Source organism: Archaeoglobus fulgidus DSM 4304 (assembly GCF_000008665.1).
GTDB lineage: Archaea > Halobacteriota > Archaeoglobi > Archaeoglobales > Archaeoglobaceae > Archaeoglobus > Archaeoglobus fulgidus.
Genome location: NC_000917.1, coordinates 1095836 through 1113370 on the forward strand (window position 1 = coordinate 1095836; position 17535 = coordinate 1113370).

Here is a 17535-nt window from a genome sequence, read left to right on the forward strand (position 1 = left end):
TCACCTTAAAAATTTTGCAATCCCATCCAGATCAGCTTTCTCAAGCTGCTCCGCAAACTCAAATGCCTCCTCGATAGAAGAGAGGTCAACCTTCTTTGCCTCCTTTGCAACTCTTCTTAGGAGAATTTTTGCCGCTCCTATGTGTTTCCTGTCAACCTCGACGAGTCCTGAAACGCTGTTGCTCTCGAAGTACAGAGCTTCGCCGTTGAGGATGAGCACGGCATTTTTGAACTCGTTTTCAATCAAAATTGAGAACAGCTCCCTGTATTCCGCTGGAACGTCTCCGTGCTCCCTCAGCTCTTCACCCGTTTTAAGGAGATAGGATTTTATCATAAACCTCTACCTCCACCTTCCTAAGCTCGCTCATTACGTTATCCGACCTTGCAGGAAAGCAGATGAAAACCTCACCATGCTTTATCGCAATTATTCTTCCACCTTCATGCTCAAAAAACCCAACTTTGAATTTTTCGGGTAAGAAGGGTATTACTTTTGCTATTTTTTCAATCAGCTTCACCTCCTCATCGCTGAGAAGGTAGCTTTCGATAATTTCACCATCCTTTACTAAGCATGAACCTGTGCCTAATACAGAGTAAATTTTTTCCAACATTAACAAAAAATGTGATAAAAAGTATTTAAATTTTCCTCATACTCATGCTCATGTGGTATTTTTGATGTTGTTTATTGCAGCCGAAATTCTGGCCTCTATTCCCTCAGTGAGCATCAGGAAGGCTGGAACCACTGTTAGTGCTGCCAGAAGCGAAAACAGGATTGCCACGAGGGCAATGAAGCCGAAGTTCTGCATTATCGGGAAGGTTGAGAACATCAGCGAGCCAAATCCACCTGCCATCGTCAACGCTGAGGTTGTTATGGCCTTTCCAGTCCTTTCAATGGTTCTTCTCACCGCCTCAACTGGAGAAAATGCTGCTCTCTCCTCGAAGTACCTCTCAAGGACGTGGATGGAGAAGTCTATGCCAAGGCCGAGAGTGATGGAGTTCAGGGCGATGCTTATCATCGTCTGCTTTGTTCCCGTCAGAAACATGATGGTGTTCATCGCACCTATTACGGAGGTGATGGCTATCAGAGGAACAACAGCCTTTCTTATGGAGCGATAAACTGCGAGGAGAAGCATGATAATTAAAGCGTAAGCAACAACAGTCATCGTGGTCTGGCCTGAGGTCATGAGCCTTCCCATTTCCCCGTAAATGACGGGGCCACCCGTAACGTAGTATCCCCCACTCCAGCCGAAGAACTCAACATCCCTGACAATGCTTTTGTGGGTTGAGATGTACTCATCCTGACTGTCAGCGTTTGAGGAGAAGTGAACCGCTATCTGCCCCCCTGAGATGTACCTGCTAACCTCCTCCTGTGGTAAGGCGGAGAGAATTTGCATTAGCTCGGCATCGCTTTCTGGCAGACCTTCAAAACCGTAGGCCTTTCTAACTTCAGAAATGAGCTTTGTTATGGAGCTGTAGTCGTAAATGAGCTCCTCCTTTTCGACAATGTACTTTGAGAGCTCGTCTATCTCCTTCAGAGTTTCAGCGTTTAGCTCATCAACTTCCAGAACGAGAGTGTAGGTTGCCTGCCCCCCGACGAGTCTTTCAATCTCCTTAAACCTCTGCATCGCCGTCAAATCCTGCGGAACGTACTTGTTGTAGTTCGTCTCAAGGCCAATTTGGGGGGCTGCGTAAAGTCCAAAGAGAACGATGATGGATGCAGCAACAAGTATTCCCACAGGCCTTGTGGCTGTAAGAGTTGAGATTGCGGACAAGCTCCTCTCCAGCGTGCCAACAGACTTCTCTTCTTCCCTCTTCTGCTCCTTGGCATCATTCCAGTGGTCTATTAGCTTCAGAACGGCAGGAAGGAAGGTCAGGGTTAGGAGGTAGGCAACGATGAGGCCGAGAGAGGATATGATGCCGAACTGGGCCATAGCGGGCATTCCGGGAGCGAGCATGGACATGAAGCCTATAACTGTGGTTATTAGCGCCATCACAATTGCCAGTCCAGTTCTCGTGATGGATATCACAACTGCATCGTCAACATCACGCCCCTCCCTCCTCTCTTCCTCGTAGCGGTTCTGAAGCTGCGCTCCGTACTCAATGGCAAGGCCGATGAGCATGGGCAACGCTCCGTTGGTGTGCTCCGAAAGAGGGATGCCGAGGATGGGCATGAGACCGTAAACAACGGTGACGGACATTACTGAAATTACGAGTGGCAGAAAGGCGGTGTACTTCTTCCTCACAGCACCGCTGAAAGTTAGGAAGAGGAGCAGAACCATCAGAATTATCGAGACCATCATTGTGATGCCAAAGCTTTTGCCAATCTCCCTCTCAATCTGGTAGCTCAATGCTGGCCCACCGGTGAGCTGAAGAACGAGGCCGTGGGGTGGGTTCGTGAAGCTTATGACCTTCTCCACCTCAATGGCAATCTCCTCCTGTTTTGTATCATCCGCCGTGCCGAGCTGTATAATCATCATGGCGAGGGTTGGCTTTGGAACGAGGTCAGAAGCATAGAGGCTTGTGGCGATGGAGATTTTGGACTCATCTGACGGCAGACCACCGTAAAGAGAAGAGACGATTGAAGCTGGCGATACAACGCTGCTGACACCCTCAATTTCCTCTATTCTTTTTTGAAGGTCGAGGAGGTACTGGTAAACTTCCGAATTTACCACGTCGTCTCCCTTAATTAAAACAAAGAGCTGGTCTGCGCCAACACCAAAGTCCTTCTGGTAGAGCTTGTACTGTCTGTAGATGACATTGTCCTTGCTGAACATCGATTCGGTGCCTGAAGTAAGGCCGACATTCTGTGCTGAGAAGGCGGAGAGAATTAAAATTATGGAGATGATGGAAATGACGAATCCCGGCCTTCTGGCTATGAACCTCGCAACTCTGTCCAGCAGCTCTGCGAACATCCCTTACCTCCACCGCTTATCTTCTCTTCAGGTAAACTGCAATAGCTGCGATTACTATTATCGCTATTACTGCGTAAAGCATGTAAGGCGGCTTGGCGGGAGTAACGTTTATTATGGCCTTTGCGGGCTCGCTGTAGGCCCACTCTCCCTCGGCATCCTTGTATTTAACCTCCAGATTGAGAGCGTAGAGCTTGGGCGTCGCATCGCCATCAACTGAAATTTTGAAGGTTGCGTTTGCAGCCTCACCGGGCTTCAAATCGCCGATGAAGGCTGAGTCATCGGTGGAGGAGAAGGGGTCGACGATTGTTATTCTGGCAGTAGCGTCTCTGACTTCAAACTCGCCCACGTTCTTTATCACGAAGGTGACGACCTTCTCCTCACCAGCAGCGATGCTTGGCTGCCCCACAACTTCAAACTCCATCTTGGGGTTTACCTTCACTCCAATCCTTACTGGGTCAAGCTCAACGTACTCATCCATTGATCTGTAAACCAAGGTTATGTCCGCCGGATAGGTGACGGTTCGCCTCGCTCGATGCCTTTAGCTTGAAAACTGCCTTGAACTCCTCACCAGCCTTTATCTCGCCAACGTAGTACTCAGAGCTGAGAACTGAGAGGGGTGATGAGGCAGAGATTCTCACGCTGGCATCCTTAAGGTCGGTGTCGCTGAGAAGCGTTACCTCCACCTCCCCCTTGGCGTTCACGTAAACTCTGCTTTCAGTGCTCTTCACAGTGATTTCAGGGGCATCCCTCACCTCTACACCGAAGGTTGTGGAGTCGCTCTCTGTTAGCTTACCAAATTCGTCCAGATAGACGGCCTTAATCTGGAGAGGATAGGTTCCGCCATCCTTCACGTTGATTTTCAGGTAGAAGGTGGCGTTTGCCGCATCTCCTGGTTTAAGGTCGCCGACATAGTAGGCAGCCTTCGCTGATGAGACTGTTGTAGCCATTCCTGCTGAGGGCATTGCCGGATACATGCCTGTCGGCATCCCTGCAGGGATGCTGGTAGTCATTCCCGTGGGCATACCTGCTGGCATTCCTGAAGGCATTGCTGATGCTGTGGAAACGCTTAATCCCTGAGCCTCAAAGCCCGATGGGGTGTCGAGAACCAGATAGGCATTCCTTGCCGTTTTATCGCCCAGGTTTTTGACCATGACAGTTATCCTGCCCTTTGCCCCACCGACGAGGTTCTCACCTTCCACCTTTAAAACTTCAAGCCTGACCGGCTTCTCCTCGATGTAGATTTTTATCGGGATTGTCTGGGATTCCATTACGTATTCGAGCTCGTACTTCTGATTGAGCAACTTGTAAGTGTAATACCTCGTTCCGTTGCCTGTGAGGTTGTAGTAATCGGGATTATACATGGGGTAATGCACTACGCCCGTGATACTCTCGTTTTTGATTGCTATGATGTCTTGAGATGGTAAGACTGTGGAAAAAGAGTCAAATGATTCGAGGTCGTTAATTCTGTAGTAAGTAACCTCAAGGCTAAGCTCGTATTCTCCCGCCTTCGCACTGTCGGAAATGCTGATTAGAAAGTTCAGGTTGACCGGATACATTGGTTGCAGAGCCGGAATGCGCTGCTCCGGAGTTTTCACCTTCACGTATTCGTTCCCCTCAAGCGAAATTTGAACGTCGTAGGCTGTGAACAGCATTTCTTCTCTGCCATTGAAAAATCCTGCCTCTTTCTGGTCATCGTATTTAATCTCCTCGTTCCAAGCGTCATTGAAAATTACAAGAACCAGATTCTTTTCGTCTCCCCTCTCAAAAAAGCTTGAGCCGTAAATGTATGCAACGATTTCCGGTTTTTTCTCGTAGTCCAGAGCCTGTGCTGTGGCTGTAATAAGCAGCAATGCCGCAATAACCATCACGAACCATCTCATTGTCTCACCTGTCGTAGTCCCAGATACGAAAGATTATATATACCTTTCGCTGTAGGTTCACTGATGCTCGTTGAAGTGCTCAAAAGCTTTGGTCTGAGCGAGTATGAGGCTAAAGCGCTGGTGGCGCTGGTTTCGAAGGGAACGCTTACAGCAAAGGAGGTATCCGAGATTAGCGGTATCCCCAGAACCTCCGTTTACGACGTGATGAACTCCTTACTTTCAAAAGGCCTCGTTGAGTCCTTCGGAAAGCCGAAAAGGTTTAAGGCCCTCAACGTCAGCGATATCATATCCGTTCTTTCCCGCAGAGTAAACGAGAACATCGAGATTTTGAGGAGAGAGCTATCGAAGCTTGAGACAGAGGAAATTGACGTCATCAGGGTTTACAGGGGAGAGATGGTTCTTGAAAAGCTAAGAGAGCTTGTAGAGAGCGCGAAGAGGGAGATTGTTGGAGTCCTGTCTTATATTCCCGAAAGCGTGGCGGAGATACTTAGGAGGGCAACCTGCAGGCTGATTTTAATATCATCCAATGCCAGAGCGGTGGAGAACGCTGAAAGCTACGAGTTTGAGAAGAAGGAGGAGGTGGCAAGGAGCTTCAAAAACTTCTGCCACGGCATCTTCATTTTTGACGATGAAAGGACCTTCAGCATCTTCATCAATGGAACACAGATTGCAATCATGAGCGAGAGCCCGGCGGTGATTGAGTTTTCCAAAATGGTTATGATACCAGTAATTGAGTTCATGAGGAGAAAGAATGATTGACCTGCACATTCACTCAAACTACTCCGATGGACAGGGGAGCGTTGAGGAGATTGCGAGAAGGGCGAAGGAGAGAGGGCTTAAGGCGATTGCAATAGTTGACCACTCCATCGAGCTGCCCTTCGGCCTGACGGAAAAGAAGGCGAGAATGCGTGAAATAGAGATTGAGAACGCAGCATCGCTTTACGGCATAAAGATTTACAGCGGAATTGAGTGCAGCATAAACGCAGCAGGAGAAATTGTCCTCCCAGACTTTGACTTTGATTTCATCATCGCCTCAGTTCACGAGTTTGTATATGGACAGGCTTACTATGAGAGGGTAATCAGGTGCCTTGAAAGCCATGATGTTGATGTTCTCGGCCATCCCTTCTCTCCACTCTTCGGTTTTGATGGCAGGCTTGCTGAGATGGACGAAAAGCTTCTGGATGTTGTTGAGGAGAGGGGGGTGGCGGTAGAGCTAAACTCCTCCCACAAATCACCGCAGGATGAGTTTTTGCAGCTCTGCAGAGACAGGAAAATTGCCTACAGTATTGGGAGCGATGCGCACAGCCTTTCAGGTGTTGGTGAAGTGGGATGGAGTGTTGAGAAGGCTAAAAGATATATGGCGGGAGCGAAACTCTTCACTCCATGAAGTGCATCACTCTAACCGTTGATGCGATAATCCCCTATCAGGGCAAAATCGTGCTGATAAAGAGGCTGAATGAGCCCTTCAAGGGTCACTATGCTCTTCCGGGCGGGATAGTGGAATACGGCGAGAGGGTTGAAGACGCGGTGCTGAGAGAAGTTGAGGAGGAGACGGGGCTGAAGGGAGAGATTCACTCCTTGGTTGGAGTTTACTCTGATCCGAACAGAGACCCAAGGGGGCACTTCGTCTCGGTCTGCTTTGTTGTTCTGCCGAAAGGAGGAGAGCTTAAGGCGGGGAGCGATGCAAAGGAGGTGGGGCTTTTCAGCCTTAACGAGCTTCCAAAGCTCGCCTTTGACCATGAGAAGATGATAAAGGATGCGGAGGTGATTCTGCGTGGAATTCTGTCCGAAGTGTAAGAGTCTGATGATATATCAGGGGGACAAGCTCGTTTGCAGGAAGTGCGGCTATGAGAAGGAGGCTGATGACAGCGAGGAGCTTGTAATCAAGGTGGAGAGGAACAAGGAAGATGTTCCCGTTATAGAGGGTGAGAACCTCAAGACTTTGCCAACAACAAAGGCCATCTGTCCGGCATGCGGCCACAACGAAGCTTTCTGGTGGTTAAGGCAGCTCAGGGCCGCAGATGAGAGTGAAGTCAGGTTCTTCCGCTGCACAAAGTGCGGGAAGACGTGGAGAGAGTACGATTAAAAAGTATCATTAAAAAAATATTTAAAAATTTTGAAATTTAGGAGCCTCTCCTCCTTATCAGCCATACGGCTCCGAGAACAACTGCCAATATCCCCGCAATTATTCCTCCGAAGCCACCTTTGGATAAATGCCGTATCCGAGGTCCTCCCAGTGCATTCTCCCTTCAGCTATGTTGTGGCAGTCGAAGCAGAACAGTGCCTTTTCCTTGGGCTGGACTCCGTGGTTGACCTGCATGTATCTCACGTAAAGAACCGCCTTGCCCGGTTCGTAGGTCACTCCAGCGTCCTTTGCCCCAGCTGCCATCGCCATGGTTATGTTTCCAGTTGCAAAGGCAATTCCAGCCTTTACTGGAACGGGGACCCTATCCTGCTCGCTGTAGGGGACTACTGCAACATGAACTTTGAACGGGTAAATCTTTGCATCGCCATCCTCCTTCGAGGCTGTGGGCTTCACGTAGTAAATTGCTCCAACAACCTCTCCACTTCCTGCCTTGATTTGAGAAGCCTCATACTTTCCTCCGACCTTCTCCATGACCTCACTTACTGGAACTGGCTCAACAGGTGTAGGGAAGATGTAAACCTCCCTATCTCCGTTGTACCAGGCGTAGCTGGGCTGGAGGTTGTTGAAGAGGTACCACTTGCTGTAATCGCCACTTTCAGGGTCAGGAATCGCGAACTTCCACCTCTTCTCCTTGGGTAGGAAAGTTGCGACTGTCCAGTCCCTGTAGTACTCGGTCGGGTACTCTCCATGGGCTATTGTGGGAATGTGGCAGGTCTGGCATGCAACTCTGTCGTGGAAGGTGTTCAGGAAGTACCCGAAAAAGCCATTGTGCGGGTCTTCAGTGTGGCAGTTGCTGCACTTCGGCACCCTCTCCCTCTCTCGACCATGTGTCAACAGAATTTGTACCGAACTCGTGATTCTCACCGCTGTGGCAGTCTGTGCATCCCAAACCGGCTTTGAAGTGAACATCGAATTCGGCAGCAAGCTCAGGGTTCAGCAGGTCGGGAGCGATGTTGGGCCTCTTGAGGTGCGGACCTCCACCGCTGAAGGCGTGGCAGGCCAGACAGTTCTTGCTTTGCGGCCTGTTTATGATGCTCTTCGCAAGCTCTTCCGTCGGAACGTTTATTACGTATCTCCACCTGCCCTGGTCGTCCTTAGTCACATTCTTGAGTCCGAGCTTGATTCCGAGAACGCCAGAAACGTAAACATCGGGCTTTGCGTGGCAGGCCAAGCAATCGATGTTGCCAAGCTGCTCCTCACTCTCCTGCGGGCTTGGCGGAAGACCCATTCCAACTCCGTGGCACATGCTGCACCCTGTCAGTCCGGTAAAGCTTCCTACAAGGTCTTCGTAGCCTTCAGGGGCTTTTTTCAGCGTTATGTACCCTATCCAGTTCACCACCTTTGTGCCGTTGTTGACGAACATGGCCATGCAGTAGTCGTTGAAGGCCATTTTGCCTCCAAAAATCATGGTTTTCCCGTTGATTCCTTCATTCTCCGAGAAAAGCTGGTAGTGGTAGCTGTGGAAAAACTGCCTTACCTTATCCTCGTGGCACTGAATGCAGGTTTTGGAGCCCTCATACTTGGTTATCCCCTTTTCCTCCCAGACTTTTGAGTGGTCGATGACCTTGAACTCCTCTGCCTCCCCGGTCTCTTCGCCATCTCCAAGAGCAACAGCAACGCTGGCAAGCAATGCGATGCAAACAGTGATGAGGAACTTATTGATGGCTCTCATTAGCCTTACCTATTAAATTTCCAATTTATAAAAGTTACTTCTACGATTTTTATCGCATTTGTCAAAACCTTTAAAAAATCACATCACATTTTGTTAACAGTGATAACTCAGGAGTTAACAGTGATAAAACTTTCCGCCTGTTACTAAAAGGATAGCAAAATTTAAAACCGGAAAAATAAAGGGGCAAGGGAATGAGGATTGGGGTTTTTGTATGCCACTGTGGTCTGAACATTGCAAGAGTTGTTGATGTTAAGGAGCTTGTTGAGTATGCCAAGACAATTGACGGCGTTGTTCACGCTGAGGATATCGATTATGCCTGCTCCGATTCTGGGCAGGAGGAGATTTTAAACGCCATTAAGGAGAAGAACCTTGATGCTTTTGTTGTTGCTGCCTGCAGCCCCAAACTTCACGAGCCAACCTTCAGGAGAGTTGCCATAAGGGCCGGGCTGAATCCATACATGGTTGAGATTGCGAACATCAGGGAGCAGTGCTCCTGGGTTCATCAGGCAAAGCCAAAGGCTGCCCTGGCAAAGGCGAAGGACTTAATCAGGATGGCCGTTGCGAAGGCCAGGACAAACAGGCCCTTAGAGAGAAGAAAGGCCGAAATTGAGAGAAGTGTTGCCGTCATCGGTGGTGGAGTCGCGGGAATTGAGGCGGCTTTAACACTGGCCGATTCCGGAATTAAGGTTTACCTCATAGAGAAAAATCCCACCATTGGGGGGCACATGGCCACGCTTAACGAGGTTTTTCCGACAAATGACTGCTCCATCTGCATTCTTGCCCCAAAAATGAGCGACGTCTGGAATCACGAGAACATTGAGGTCATAACCAATGCCGAGATCGATGAAATTAACGGGAGCGTCGGTAATTTCAGAATTAAGGTTATCAAGCACCCAAGATACGTTGACGAGAGCAAGTGCAAGGGCTGCATAGACGACTGCAGCAGTGTCTGCCCTGTAGAAATCCCAAACGAGTTTGATTACGGCATTGGCGTGAGAAAGGCCATCTACATTCCAATCCCACAGTCAACTCCTCTCTACGCTGCAATAGACTGGGAGCATTGCATAGGCTGCAGACTCTGTGAGAAGGCCTGCCAGCCAAAGGCTGTGGACTTCAGCCAGCAGCCCGAAACGCTTGAAATCAAGGCTGGAGCGATAATTGTCGCTACTGGATACAAAATCTTCGATGCGAGAAGGAAGACAGAATACGGCTATGGAAGGTTTAAAAACGTAATTACAACTATTGAGCTGGAAAGGTTGCTCTCTGCCAGCGGTCCAACAATGGGAAGATTGCTGAGACCCTCTGACAGCACCGTGCCAAAAAGAATAGCCTTCATCCAGTGTGTGGGAAGCAGGGATGAGAAGACGAACAAGTACTGCAGCAGAGTTTGCTGCATGGTCAGCCTTAAGAACGCCTATGCCATAAAGGAGAGGTATCACGATGCTGAGATTACCATCTTCTACATAGACATCAGGGCCTTCGGCAGAATGTATGAAGAGTTTTACAGGAGAGTTCAGGAGGCTGGAGTGAGGTTTATCAGGGGCAAGGTTGGGGAAATCATAGAGAACGAAAACGGGAATTTGATTGTAAGCTACGAGAGCACGCTTGAGGGAGAGGTGAGGGAGGAGGAGTTTGATCTCGTCGTCCTCTCCATCGGCATAGAGGGGAACAGGGATGTAGCCACAAAGCTTGGTTTGGGAATAGGTGAGGACGGATTTTTTGAAGTAGCTCATCCCAAGCTCAGGCCAGCTGAAACCAACGTTAAGGGCATTTTCCTTGCGGGCTGTGCCAGCGGGCCGAGGGACATTCAGGACAGCGTTGCCTCAGCTGGTTTGGCTGCAGCAAAGGCTGCACAGCTTGTGCTTACAGGAGAGACCGAATTCGACCCCTACAACGCATACGTTGATGAGGAGAAGTGCATTGGATGCAGAATCTGCGAGAAGGTTTGCGAGTTCAATGCCGTTACCGTTGACAGGAAGGCTAAAATCAACCCCAACGCCTGTGCGATGTGTGGAATATGCGTTGCTGCATGTCCCGCTGATGCTATAGACATGGGATTTTTCAGCGATGAAGGCATTAAGGCCATGATAGACGCTCTGGGTGAGGAGAAGAACGCCGACCCCCTCGCCCTAGCCTTTGCCTGCTGGTACTGCAGCTACGGCGCTGCTGATTTGGCTGGAACAACGAAGGTGCAGTACGAGCCTAACGTCCGCATTATCAGGGTGCTCTGCTCTGGCAGAGTTGACCCAGAATGGGTTTTGAGGGCCTTGGCCAGGGGCATTGATGGTGTAATCATTGCAGGATGCAGGCTTGGGGAGTGCCACTTCAAGTATGGAAACTACAAGGCGAAGGACAGGTTTGAGGCCTTGAAGGAGGCTTTGAAGGAAGTGGGGATCGAGCCTGAAAGAGTTAGATGCATCTGGCACTCTGCAGGAGAGGCGGAGGGCATTGCCAACGATTTCAACGAGTTCGTGGAGGAGCTGAAAAAGTTGAAGAGCTGATTTAATTCGTCTTAAGAAGGTAAAAGAGGCAGAAAAACTAAGCCTCCACGACCCTCACACATCTTGTTGGGCAGATTCTCTCGCATTTCCTGCAGCCCGTGCATTTCTCCTGGTTTTCCGGGAACGGTATTCTTCTCCTGATTCTCATGCCGAGAAATCTTGACTCAACTTCCTTCCATGTCCACACGCCGTTCTTGCAGACGTCAACGCACTCTCCAGCAGCGCCGCATCTCCTTGGGTCGAACTCCACTCTGAACTTCATGAGCTCTCCCGGGAAAAGCTGAATAAAAATTGGAGGGGATTTTGACAAAGACTGTAAAAACTGGCCTAAGTGTCGGCAAGCCTTCCCGCAAGGTAGTCGTCGTAAGCCTGCAAGTCAAGCAATCCGTGACCGCTGAAGCCGAAGACGATTACCTTCTCCTCGTTGTTCTCCCTCGCCTTAATGGCCTCATCAATCGCCGCCCTCACTGCGTGGTTGGTTTCCGGAGCGGGGATTATGCCCTCCGTTCTGGCGAAGAGCAACCCGGCCTCGAATGTTGGAAGCTGCTTCACCGCCCTTGCCTTAATTACGCCGTGCTTGACAAGCATGCAGAGTGTTGGAGCGTCACCGTGGTACCTAAGCCCACCAGCGTGGATTGGAGGTGGGATGAAGTCGTGGCCGAGGGTGTACATCTTCAGAAGGGGTGTCAGGCCTGCAACATCACCGAAATCGTACTTGTACTCTCCTGCCGTCAACGTGGGGCAGGCAGCGGGCTCAACAGCGATGATTTCCAGATCACCATTCTTCGCGTCGTTAACGAAGGGGTAAGTGAGGCCTGCAAAGTTGCTACCACCACCCACACAGCCAATCAGCACGTCAGGCTTCTCATCAACCTTCTCAAGCTGCGCCTTGGTTTCAAGGCCAATAACAGTCTGGTGAAGCAGGACGTGGTTCAGAACGCTTCCAAGGCTGTACTTGGTGTTCTCGTTTTTGGCAGCATCCTCAATGGCCTCGCTAATGGCTATACCCAAACTCCCCGGCGTGTCGGGATTCTCTGCAAGAATCTTCCTGCCCACTTCCGTTCTGTCGCTGGGAGATGGAATGACTTCTCCACCCCACGTCTCCATCATCACCCTCCTGTAGGGCTTCTGCATGAAGCTTACTTTAACCATGTAAACCGTGCACGCCATCTCGAAGAGCTTCGTTGCGAAGCACAAAGCTGAACCCCACTGTCCCGCTCCGGTTTCAGTGGTGAGTCTCTCAACTCCCTCCTTCGCGTTGTAGTAGGCCTGCGCAACGGCGGTGTTGGGCTTGTGGCTGCCCGGAGGGCTTGCCCCCTCGTACTTGAAATAAATCCTTGCTGGAGTTTTCAGAGCCTTTTCAAGCCTCTCAGCCCTTACCAGAGGTGTTGGACGCCAGATTCTGTAAATTTCCCTTACATCCTCCGGAATCCTTATCCACCTCTCGCCACTCATCTCCTGCTGAATCAGCCCTTTCGGAAAAATCGGCTCCAAATCTTCTGGCTTTACAGGCTCCTGCGTTGCGGGATGGAGCGGTGGAGGGAGAGGTTCGGGCAGATCGGGCAGAACGTTGTACCACTCCTTCGGCATCTCGCTCTCATCAAGCATTATCTTTTTCATGCACCATGAGAGCATTCATTTTATTTAAGTTTTTTCCCATTAAATGGGAACATTCTCAGCAAGAAAACATTTAAAACGAATTGGAGAGAGCGAAGCATGAAGCTTGATAAGTCGAGAAAGCTCTACGCTGAAGCTTTGAATCTGATGCCCGGAGGTGTAAGCAGCCCCGTTAGGGCTTTCAAGCCGCATCCCTTTTACACCGCAAGGGGAAAGGGCTCTAAAATTTACGACGTTGATGGAAACGCTTACATAGACTACTGCATGGCCTATGGCCCGCTGGTTCTTGGCCATGCAAATGAGGTGGTAAAGAACGCCTTGGCGGAGCAGCTTGAAAGGGGCTGGCTCTATGGAACCCCCATAGAGCTTGAAATTGAGTATGCGAAGCTAATTCAGAAGTACTTCCCCTCAATGGAGATGCTCAGGTTTGTGAACACGGGCAGCGAGGCAACGATGGCTGCCTTAAGGGTTGCGAGAGGCTTTACAGGGAGGGACAAAATTGTCAAGGTCGAGGGGAGCTTTCACGGTGCGCATGATGCCGTTCTTGTTAAGGCTGGAAGCGGTGCCACAACCCACGGCATTCCCAATTCTGCGGGAGTCCCCGCTGACTTCGTCAAAAACACTCTGCAGGTGCCCTTCAACGACATTGAGGCTCTATCCGAAATTCTGGAGAAAAATGAGGTAGCAGCATTAATCCTTGAGCCCGTGATGGGCAACTCGTCCCTGATTCTGCCTGAGAAAGATTATCTGAAGGAGGTAAGAAAAGTTACGGCCGAGAACGACGTCCTGCTGATTTTCGATGAAGTTATTACTGGCTTCAGGGTATCGATGGGCGGAGCGCAGGAGTATTACGGAGTTAAGCCCGACTTAACAACTCTTGGAAAGATTGCTGGAGGTGGGTTGCCCATAGGGATTTTTGGCGGAAGAAAGGAGATAATGGAGAGGGTTGCTCCTTCGGGAGACGTTTATCAGGCCGGAACCTTCAGCGGGAACCCTCTGAGCCTCACTGCCGGTTACGCAACTGTGAAGTTCATGGAGGAGAACGGAGTGATTGAGAAAGTCAACTCCCTCACCGAGAAACTCGTTTCGGGCATAGCTGACGTTCTGGAGGATAAAAAGGCTGAATGTGAGGTTGGGAGTTTGGCTTCAATGTTCTGCATATACTTCGGCCCAACTCCGAGAAACTACGCCGAAGCCTTGCAGCTCAACAAGGAGAGGTTCATGGAGTTCTTCTGGAGAATGCTTGAGAATGGAGTTTTTCTGCCACCATCTCAGTACGAGACCTGCTTTGTAAGCTTCGCCCACACCGAGGAGGATGTTGAAAAAACTGTGGAGGCGGTGAGCGAATCGTTATGAAGCTCATTGTGGGGACAAGGGGCAGCAAGCTCGCTTTAGCCCAGACAAACAAGGTTGCTGAGAGGCTGAAGGAGAGGTACGAGGTAGAAATCAGGATTGTGAAGACTGCAGGGGACATAATGAAGGACAAGCCCCTCTACGAGTTCAAGGGGATGGGGGCCTTTGTCAGGGCTCTGGACACGGCTCTGGCCGAGGGGAAGGTGGACGTGGCTGTCCACAGCTTCAAGGACGTGCCGAGCCAGAGGGTGGAGGGGACAGTTGTTGCCGCGGTGATTGAGAGGGATTCTCCATGTGACGTGCTCATTTCAAGGGACGGAAGCACTCTGGAGGAGCTTGATGAGGGTGCTGTGGTTGGAACCTCAAGTCTTAGAAGGAGGGCACAGCTTTCGAGGCTGAGGGGGGATCTGAGGTTCGAGAATCTCAGGGGAAACCTTGACACAAGGCTGAGGAAGCTGAGAGAGGGCAATTACGACGCTATAGTGGTTGCGGAGGCTGGTTTGAAGAGGCTGGGGCTTGACAGGGAGGTTGAGTATCAGCCCTTCCCGCCTGAGGTGATTGTCCCCCCTGCCAATCAGGGAATAATTGCGATAGCCACGAGGAAGGGTGAGGAGGATCTGGTTGCTTTCCTCAATGACGAGAAGACTTGGCTGGAGGCGATGGTTGAGAGAGCTGTAATAAAGGAGCTTGGTGTTGGCTGCGCTGTTCCGGTAGGTGTTTACGCTGAAGCTCAAAGCAGAGTAAGGCTGATTTGCGAGATTCTTGACAAAAAGTATTTGAGAGTTGAGGAGAAGCTTTCGAAGGATACAGCAGTTGAGGAGGCTGCTGAAATAGGCAAAGATCTCAGGAAGGAGATCTATGGTGGGTAAGGTTTACATCGTTGGGGCGGGGCCCGGAAAGAAGGATTTGCTCACCTTAAGAGCCTACGAGCTCATAAAGAGGGCCGATGTTATTCTGCACGACGAGTTGATAGGGGAGGTTGCTGAGCTACTCAAGGAGAGCAGGGCTGAAATCGTGGATGTGGGAAAGAGGAGCGGAAGGCACAAGAAGAGGCAGGAGGAGATAAACAAACTTCTGGTTGAGTACGCAAGGCAGGGAAAAACAGTGGTGAGGCTTAAAGGCGGAGACCCCTGCGTTTTTGGAAGGGGTGGGGAGGAAGCAGAGTTTCTGGCAAAGCACGGCATCCCCTTTGAATTTGTGCCGGGAGTGACTTCAGCCATTGCAGTTCCAGAGGCTGTCGGAATTCCCGTCACCCACCGCCGCTACGACCCTGCCTTGGTGTTTATCACTGGAAGGGAGAGCAGGGAGAGGCTGAACTGGAAGGCACTGGCTGAGCTTAACGCCACCATCGTGATTCTAATGGGAGTTTCGAGAATTCCTGAAATAGCAAAAAATCTTCTTGAGCATGGCAAAGATCCGGAAACGGAGGTGGCTATAATAGAGAGCGGTTTTTCCGACAGGGAGAGGGTTATTTTAACCACTCTCGGGAAAATGGCCGAAAGGGCTGAGAAGGAAAGAGTTAAGCCTCCAGCAATCATCGTCATAGGCAAGGTTGTGGAGCTTTACGGCGTTTTGTCCAGATGGCTGGGTTAATCTTTTTAAGTTCTGGTGGAAATATTAAATATGGCAATAGACCTCTCCGGCGTGGGAACGAAGTATGAAATAGATACTCCCGATGGCAAGGTAGCGGTCGTTTTTCTTGACACGGGTAAAATACAGCTTTACATTTTGGAAAAAAGTTGTGGCAAGCCGTGCTGCGTAACTCTAACGGCCGAAGAGGCAAGGAGAGTTGCAAGCGTTCTTTCGGGCTCAATTCTGGAGCGGGAAGAAGAGGGTATGGAACTCTCCCTTCCGGGACTTGCAGAACTTAGAATAGCCGTCCACACCTACACAGTTCCGAAGAGGCTGTCAGGGAAGAGCATAGGTGAGCTGGGAATAAGAAGCAAGACAGGAGCAACGGTGATAGCGGTTTTGAAGAAGGAGAAGACAATAATCAGCCCCTCTCCAGAAACCGTTCTTGAGCCTGGGGATAAGGTGGTTGTCATAGGTGAGAAGCACCAGATAGAGAACTTCGAGAAGTTCCTCAGGGATTGAGATGGAGCTTGCCGTAATTGTATTCGCAGCAGCGATTGCAGCGATAATCAGCAGAATGCTCAGGATAACCCCTATACCTGCCTACATACTCGTTGGAATGGCGCTGGGTAAAGCGGGATGGCATTTGTCCGAAGTAGAGTTTTTGGGGAAGCTCGGAATCGTGTTTCTGCTTTTCTACGTTGGCCTTAAAATTCCCCCTTCAACAATCAAAAAAACATGGCAGAGAACGCTCAAAAGCGGCACGATAGATTTTCTTTTCAACTTCCTACCACCTTTGGTTCTCCTCTACCTCATCGGATTTGATTTAAGGGATGCTTTCATTCTCGCCTCTGCGATTTACATCAGCAGCTCCGCAATAAACCTGAAAATGCTCGTTGACGACAGGAAGCTTGTTTTCACCTTTGCAGAAGTGGTCGTTCTGCTGATGGTCTTCGAGGACATAGTTCTGGTTGCACTGCTGTTCCTCTTCTCGGCCTCCGAGCCTTTGACTCTCCTCTACCTCGCTCTGATTGCCCTTACCGCTCTGGCTCTCTACGCAATATCCCCCCAGATCGAGAAGCTGATGAGCAGGGAGGACGAGGTTCCATATCTGCTGACGTTCTCAATTCCCTCCATATCCCTGTTTCTGGCTGAGAAGTTCAGAATTTCCGAGGCTTTGATGGCAATACTTTTCGGAGTTGCCCTGAACAGGCTCAGGATAGACAAAATGCTGGTTCCGTTTAAGGAGGTGTTTCTGGCAGTCTTCTTCGTCTTCTTCGGCACGATGGTTGACCTACATTTCTCCTACCTCTCCCTGCTGCTCATAGCGGTTGCAGTAATCGGCAAGCTAGCGGGAGCCTACTTCATCGCTCGCTTCACCACAAGCAAAAGCGATGCGGTGGAGGTGTTCAAATACACGCTTGCAAGGGGCGAGTTTACCGTAATCTTCCCCGCCCTCTTCGCTCCCGAATTTGCGACAACTCTTGCAGCTGTGGTTCTCTTCACGTCAATTGCGGGCTCTCTGATTGCTAAGCTTTAATCCTCTTTTCCGCTATGTAAATAACCTCGTCATCATCTCCAAGCACGAAGTCCTCAGGAGGATTGGTCAAAACCTCACCATCCCTGACGGTTAAGGGAGTTACGTCTCCATAGCCAACTGTCGTGGTCGTGGTTACAGCCCAGTAAAGGGCGTCAAACAAATCCACGCCCTCATAAAGGTGAAAGATGATTGATGAGACTGCCCAGAGGGTCACGGTGTAGAGTCCCGCGTAAATGAGAATCGCCCTCCTTCGGAGTGAGCGTATAAGCTTTTTAACAGCTCTGAGGAGGATAATCTGAATCATATTGCACCAACGCAAAAATCCTTTTTAACAGCTTTGGTTAGG

Annotated in this window: 20 protein-coding genes; 10 read left to right on the forward strand and 10 right to left on the reverse strand. The window is 50.1% G+C overall.

What is annotated here, in order from left to right; translation table 11 throughout:
- From AF_RS06205 to AF_RS06220, 5 genes are read right to left on the reverse strand one after another with little or no spacing between them, the layout of a single operon-like run.
- Nucleotides 1–333, reverse strand: coding sequence for a hypothetical protein (locus AF_RS06205; protein ID WP_010878722.1), 333 nt, complete (start codon nt 331–333; stop codon nt 1–3).
- Entirely contained in the window at nt 311–607 is a 297-nt protein-coding gene (locus tag AF_RS06210; RefSeq protein ID WP_010878723.1) for a hypothetical protein, read from the reverse strand. The genes AF_RS06205 and AF_RS06210 overlap by 23 nt, the downstream gene beginning before the upstream one ends.
- Before the next feature lie 48 nt (nt 608–655).
- Entirely contained in the window at nt 656–2908 is a 2253-nt protein-coding gene (locus tag AF_RS06215) for a hydrophobe/amphiphile efflux-3 (HAE3) family transporter (protein WP_010878724.1), read from the reverse strand.
- 16 nt (nt 2909–2924) lie between these two features.
- Nucleotides 2925–3386 carry a COG1361 S-layer family protein gene (locus tag AF_RS13485; protein ID WP_010878725.1) on the reverse strand — a complete coding sequence of 154 codons (462 nt, stop codon included), beginning with the start codon at nt 3384–3386 and terminating at the stop codon, nt 2925–2927.
- Nucleotides 3379–4788, reverse strand: coding sequence for a COG1361 S-layer family protein (locus tag AF_RS06220; protein WP_010878726.1), 1410 nt, complete (start codon nt 4786–4788; stop codon nt 3379–3381). The genes AF_RS13485 and AF_RS06220 overlap by 8 nt, the downstream gene beginning before the upstream one ends.
- A 63-nt stretch (nt 4789–4851) precedes the next feature.
- Between AF_RS06220 and AF_RS06225 the strand changes: the two genes are divergently transcribed.
- Genes AF_RS06225 through AF_RS06240 form a run of 4 tightly spaced genes read left to right on the forward strand, consistent with a single transcriptional unit; the run spans nt 4852 to nt 6874 of the window.
- Nucleotides 4852–5547, forward strand: a complete 696-nt coding sequence (locus AF_RS06225) for a TrmB family transcriptional regulator (RefSeq protein WP_010878727.1) — start codon at nt 4852–4854, stop codon at nt 5545–5547.
- Nucleotides 5540–6175, forward strand: a complete 636-nt coding sequence (locus AF_RS06230) for a PHP domain-containing protein (protein WP_010878728.1) — start codon at nt 5540–5542, stop codon at nt 6173–6175. The genes AF_RS06225 and AF_RS06230 overlap by 8 nt, the downstream gene beginning before the upstream one ends.
- A complete protein-coding gene (locus AF_RS06235; RefSeq protein WP_010878729.1) occupies nt 6172–6585 on the forward strand; it encodes an NUDIX domain-containing protein in 414 nt (137 codons plus the stop codon). Before AF_RS06230 ends, AF_RS06235 begins: the two co-directional genes overlap by 4 nt.
- A 7-nt stretch (nt 6586–6592) precedes the next feature.
- Complete coding sequence (locus AF_RS06240) at nt 6593–6874, forward strand: transcription factor S (RefSeq protein WP_048064352.1); 282 nt, start codon at nt 6593–6595, stop codon at nt 6872–6874.
- Nucleotides 6875–6973: 99 nt separating this feature from the next.
- Here the strand turns inward: AF_RS06240 and AF_RS06245 are convergent, their stop codons facing one another.
- Both AF_RS06245 and AF_RS13095 read right to left on the reverse strand, forming a co-directional pair.
- Nucleotides 6974–7741, reverse strand: a complete 768-nt coding sequence (locus AF_RS06245) for a hypothetical protein (protein WP_048064353.1) — start codon at nt 7739–7741, stop codon at nt 6974–6976.
- On the reverse strand, nt 7713–8606 hold the full coding sequence (locus AF_RS13095; protein ID WP_010878732.1) for a hypothetical protein: 894 nt from the start codon (nt 8604–8606) through the stop codon (nt 7713–7715). Before AF_RS13095 ends, AF_RS06245 begins: the two co-directional genes overlap by 29 nt.
- A 191-nt stretch (nt 8607–8797) precedes the next feature.
- On the opposite strand from AF_RS13095, the gene hdrA2 reads away from it, so the two are divergent.
- The gene (gene hdrA2, locus AF_RS06255) at nt 8798–11107 is read left to right on the forward strand and encodes a CoB-CoM heterodisulfide reductase HdrA2 (RefSeq protein ID WP_010878733.1); all 2310 of its coding nucleotides are present in this window, start codon (nt 8798–8800) and stop codon (nt 11105–11107) included.
- 37 nt (nt 11108–11144) lie between these two features.
- On the opposite strand, the gene AF_RS06260 is transcribed toward hdrA2, so the two are convergent.
- Complete coding sequence (locus tag AF_RS06260; protein ID WP_010878734.1) at nt 11145–11369, reverse strand: 4Fe-4S dicluster domain-containing protein; 225 nt, start codon at nt 11367–11369, stop codon at nt 11145–11147.
- A 65-nt stretch (nt 11370–11434) separates the two neighbouring features.
- Nucleotides 11435–12727: a TrpB-like pyridoxal phosphate-dependent enzyme gene (locus tag AF_RS06265; protein ID WP_048064354.1), complete on the reverse strand. Its 1293-nt coding sequence runs from the start codon at nt 12725–12727 to the stop codon at nt 11435–11437.
- A gap of 96 nt (nt 12728–12823) precedes the next feature.
- Between AF_RS06265 and hemL the strand changes: the two genes are divergently transcribed.
- Genes hemL through AF_RS06290 form a run of 5 tightly spaced genes read left to right on the forward strand, consistent with a single transcriptional unit; the run spans nt 12824 to nt 17189 of the window.
- On the forward strand, nt 12824–14080 hold the full coding sequence (hemL, locus tag AF_RS06270; RefSeq protein WP_010878736.1) for a glutamate-1-semialdehyde 2,1-aminomutase: 1257 nt from the start codon (nt 12824–12826) through the stop codon (nt 14078–14080).
- Nucleotides 14077–14946 carry a hydroxymethylbilane synthase gene (gene hemC / locus AF_RS06275; protein WP_010878737.1) on the forward strand — a complete coding sequence of 290 codons (870 nt, stop codon included), beginning with the start codon at nt 14077–14079 and terminating at the stop codon, nt 14944–14946. The genes hemL and hemC overlap by 4 nt, the downstream gene beginning before the upstream one ends.
- Complete coding sequence (cobA, locus tag AF_RS06280; protein ID WP_010878738.1) at nt 14936–15670, forward strand: uroporphyrinogen-III C-methyltransferase; 735 nt, start codon at nt 14936–14938, stop codon at nt 15668–15670. The genes hemC and cobA overlap by 11 nt, the downstream gene beginning before the upstream one ends.
- Nucleotides 15671–15700: 30 nt before the next feature.
- Entirely contained in the window at nt 15701–16171 is a 471-nt protein-coding gene (locus tag AF_RS06285; RefSeq protein ID WP_048064355.1) for a cation:proton antiporter regulatory subunit, read from the forward strand.
- A 1-nt stretch (nt 16172) separates the two neighbouring features.
- Nucleotides 16173–17189 carry a cation:proton antiporter gene (locus AF_RS06290; RefSeq protein ID WP_010878740.1) on the forward strand — a complete coding sequence of 339 codons (1017 nt, stop codon included), beginning with the start codon at nt 16173–16175 and terminating at the stop codon, nt 17187–17189.
- On the opposite strand, the gene AF_RS06295 is transcribed toward AF_RS06290, so the two are convergent.
- Nucleotides 17179–17493, reverse strand: a complete 315-nt coding sequence (locus tag AF_RS06295; RefSeq protein ID WP_010878741.1) for an ion channel — start codon at nt 17491–17493, stop codon at nt 17179–17181. The two genes, AF_RS06290 and AF_RS06295, sit on opposite strands and share 11 nt — an antisense overlap.
- Nucleotides 17494–17535 lie beyond the last annotated feature (42 nt).

Excerpts from the sequence above, each read along its gene's own strand:
- AF_RS06205 (WP_010878722.1), bottom strand. The coding sequence starts at position 333 with ATGATAAAATCCTATCTCCTTAAAACGGGTGAAGAGCTGAGGGAGCAC.
- AF_RS06210 (WP_010878723.1), bottom strand. The coding sequence starts at position 607 with ATGTTGGAAAAAATTTACTCTGTATTAGGCACAGGTTCATGCTTAGTA.
- AF_RS06215 (WP_010878724.1), bottom strand. The coding sequence starts at position 2,908 with ATGTTCGCAGAGCTGCTGGACAGAGTTGCGAGGTTCATAGCCAGAAGG.
- AF_RS13485 (WP_010878725.1), bottom strand. The coding sequence starts at position 3,386 with ATGGATGAGTACGTTGAGCTTGACCCAGTAAGGATTGGAGTGAAGGTA.
- AF_RS06220 (WP_010878726.1), bottom strand. The coding sequence starts at position 4,788 with ATGAGATGGTTCGTGATGGTTATTGCGGCATTGCTGCTTATTACAGCC.
- AF_RS06225 (WP_010878727.1), top strand. The coding sequence starts at position 4,852 with ATGCTCGTTGAAGTGCTCAAAAGCTTTGGTCTGAGCGAGTATGAGGCT.
- AF_RS06230 (WP_010878728.1), top strand. The coding sequence starts at position 5,540 with ATGATTGACCTGCACATTCACTCAAACTACTCCGATGGACAGGGGAGC.
- AF_RS06235 (WP_010878729.1), top strand. The coding sequence starts at position 6,172 with ATGAAGTGCATCACTCTAACCGTTGATGCGATAATCCCCTATCAGGGC.
- AF_RS06240 (WP_048064352.1), top strand. The coding sequence starts at position 6,593 with ATGATATATCAGGGGGACAAGCTCGTTTGCAGGAAGTGCGGCTATGAG.
- AF_RS13095 (WP_010878732.1), bottom strand. The coding sequence starts at position 8,606 with ATGAGAGCCATCAATAAGTTCCTCATCACTGTTTGCATCGCATTGCTT.
- hdrA2 (WP_010878733.1), top strand. The coding sequence starts at position 8,798 with ATGAGGATTGGGGTTTTTGTATGCCACTGTGGTCTGAACATTGCAAGA.
- AF_RS06260 (WP_010878734.1), bottom strand. The coding sequence starts at position 11,369 with ATGAAGTTCAGAGTGGAGTTCGACCCAAGGAGATGCGGCGCTGCTGGA.
- AF_RS06265 (WP_048064354.1), bottom strand. The coding sequence starts at position 12,727 with ATGAAAAAGATAATGCTTGATGAGAGCGAGATGCCGAAGGAGTGGTAC.
- hemL (WP_010878736.1), top strand. The coding sequence starts at position 12,824 with ATGAAGCTTGATAAGTCGAGAAAGCTCTACGCTGAAGCTTTGAATCTG.
- hemC (WP_010878737.1), top strand. The coding sequence starts at position 14,077 with ATGAAGCTCATTGTGGGGACAAGGGGCAGCAAGCTCGCTTTAGCCCAG.
- cobA (WP_010878738.1), top strand. The coding sequence starts at position 14,936 with ATGGTGGGTAAGGTTTACATCGTTGGGGCGGGGCCCGGAAAGAAGGAT.
- AF_RS06285 (WP_048064355.1), top strand. The coding sequence starts at position 15,701 with ATGGCAATAGACCTCTCCGGCGTGGGAACGAAGTATGAAATAGATACT.
- AF_RS06290 (WP_010878740.1), top strand. The coding sequence starts at position 16,173 with ATGGAGCTTGCCGTAATTGTATTCGCAGCAGCGATTGCAGCGATAATC.
- AF_RS06295 (WP_010878741.1), bottom strand. The coding sequence starts at position 17,493 with ATGATTCAGATTATCCTCCTCAGAGCTGTTAAAAAGCTTATACGCTCA.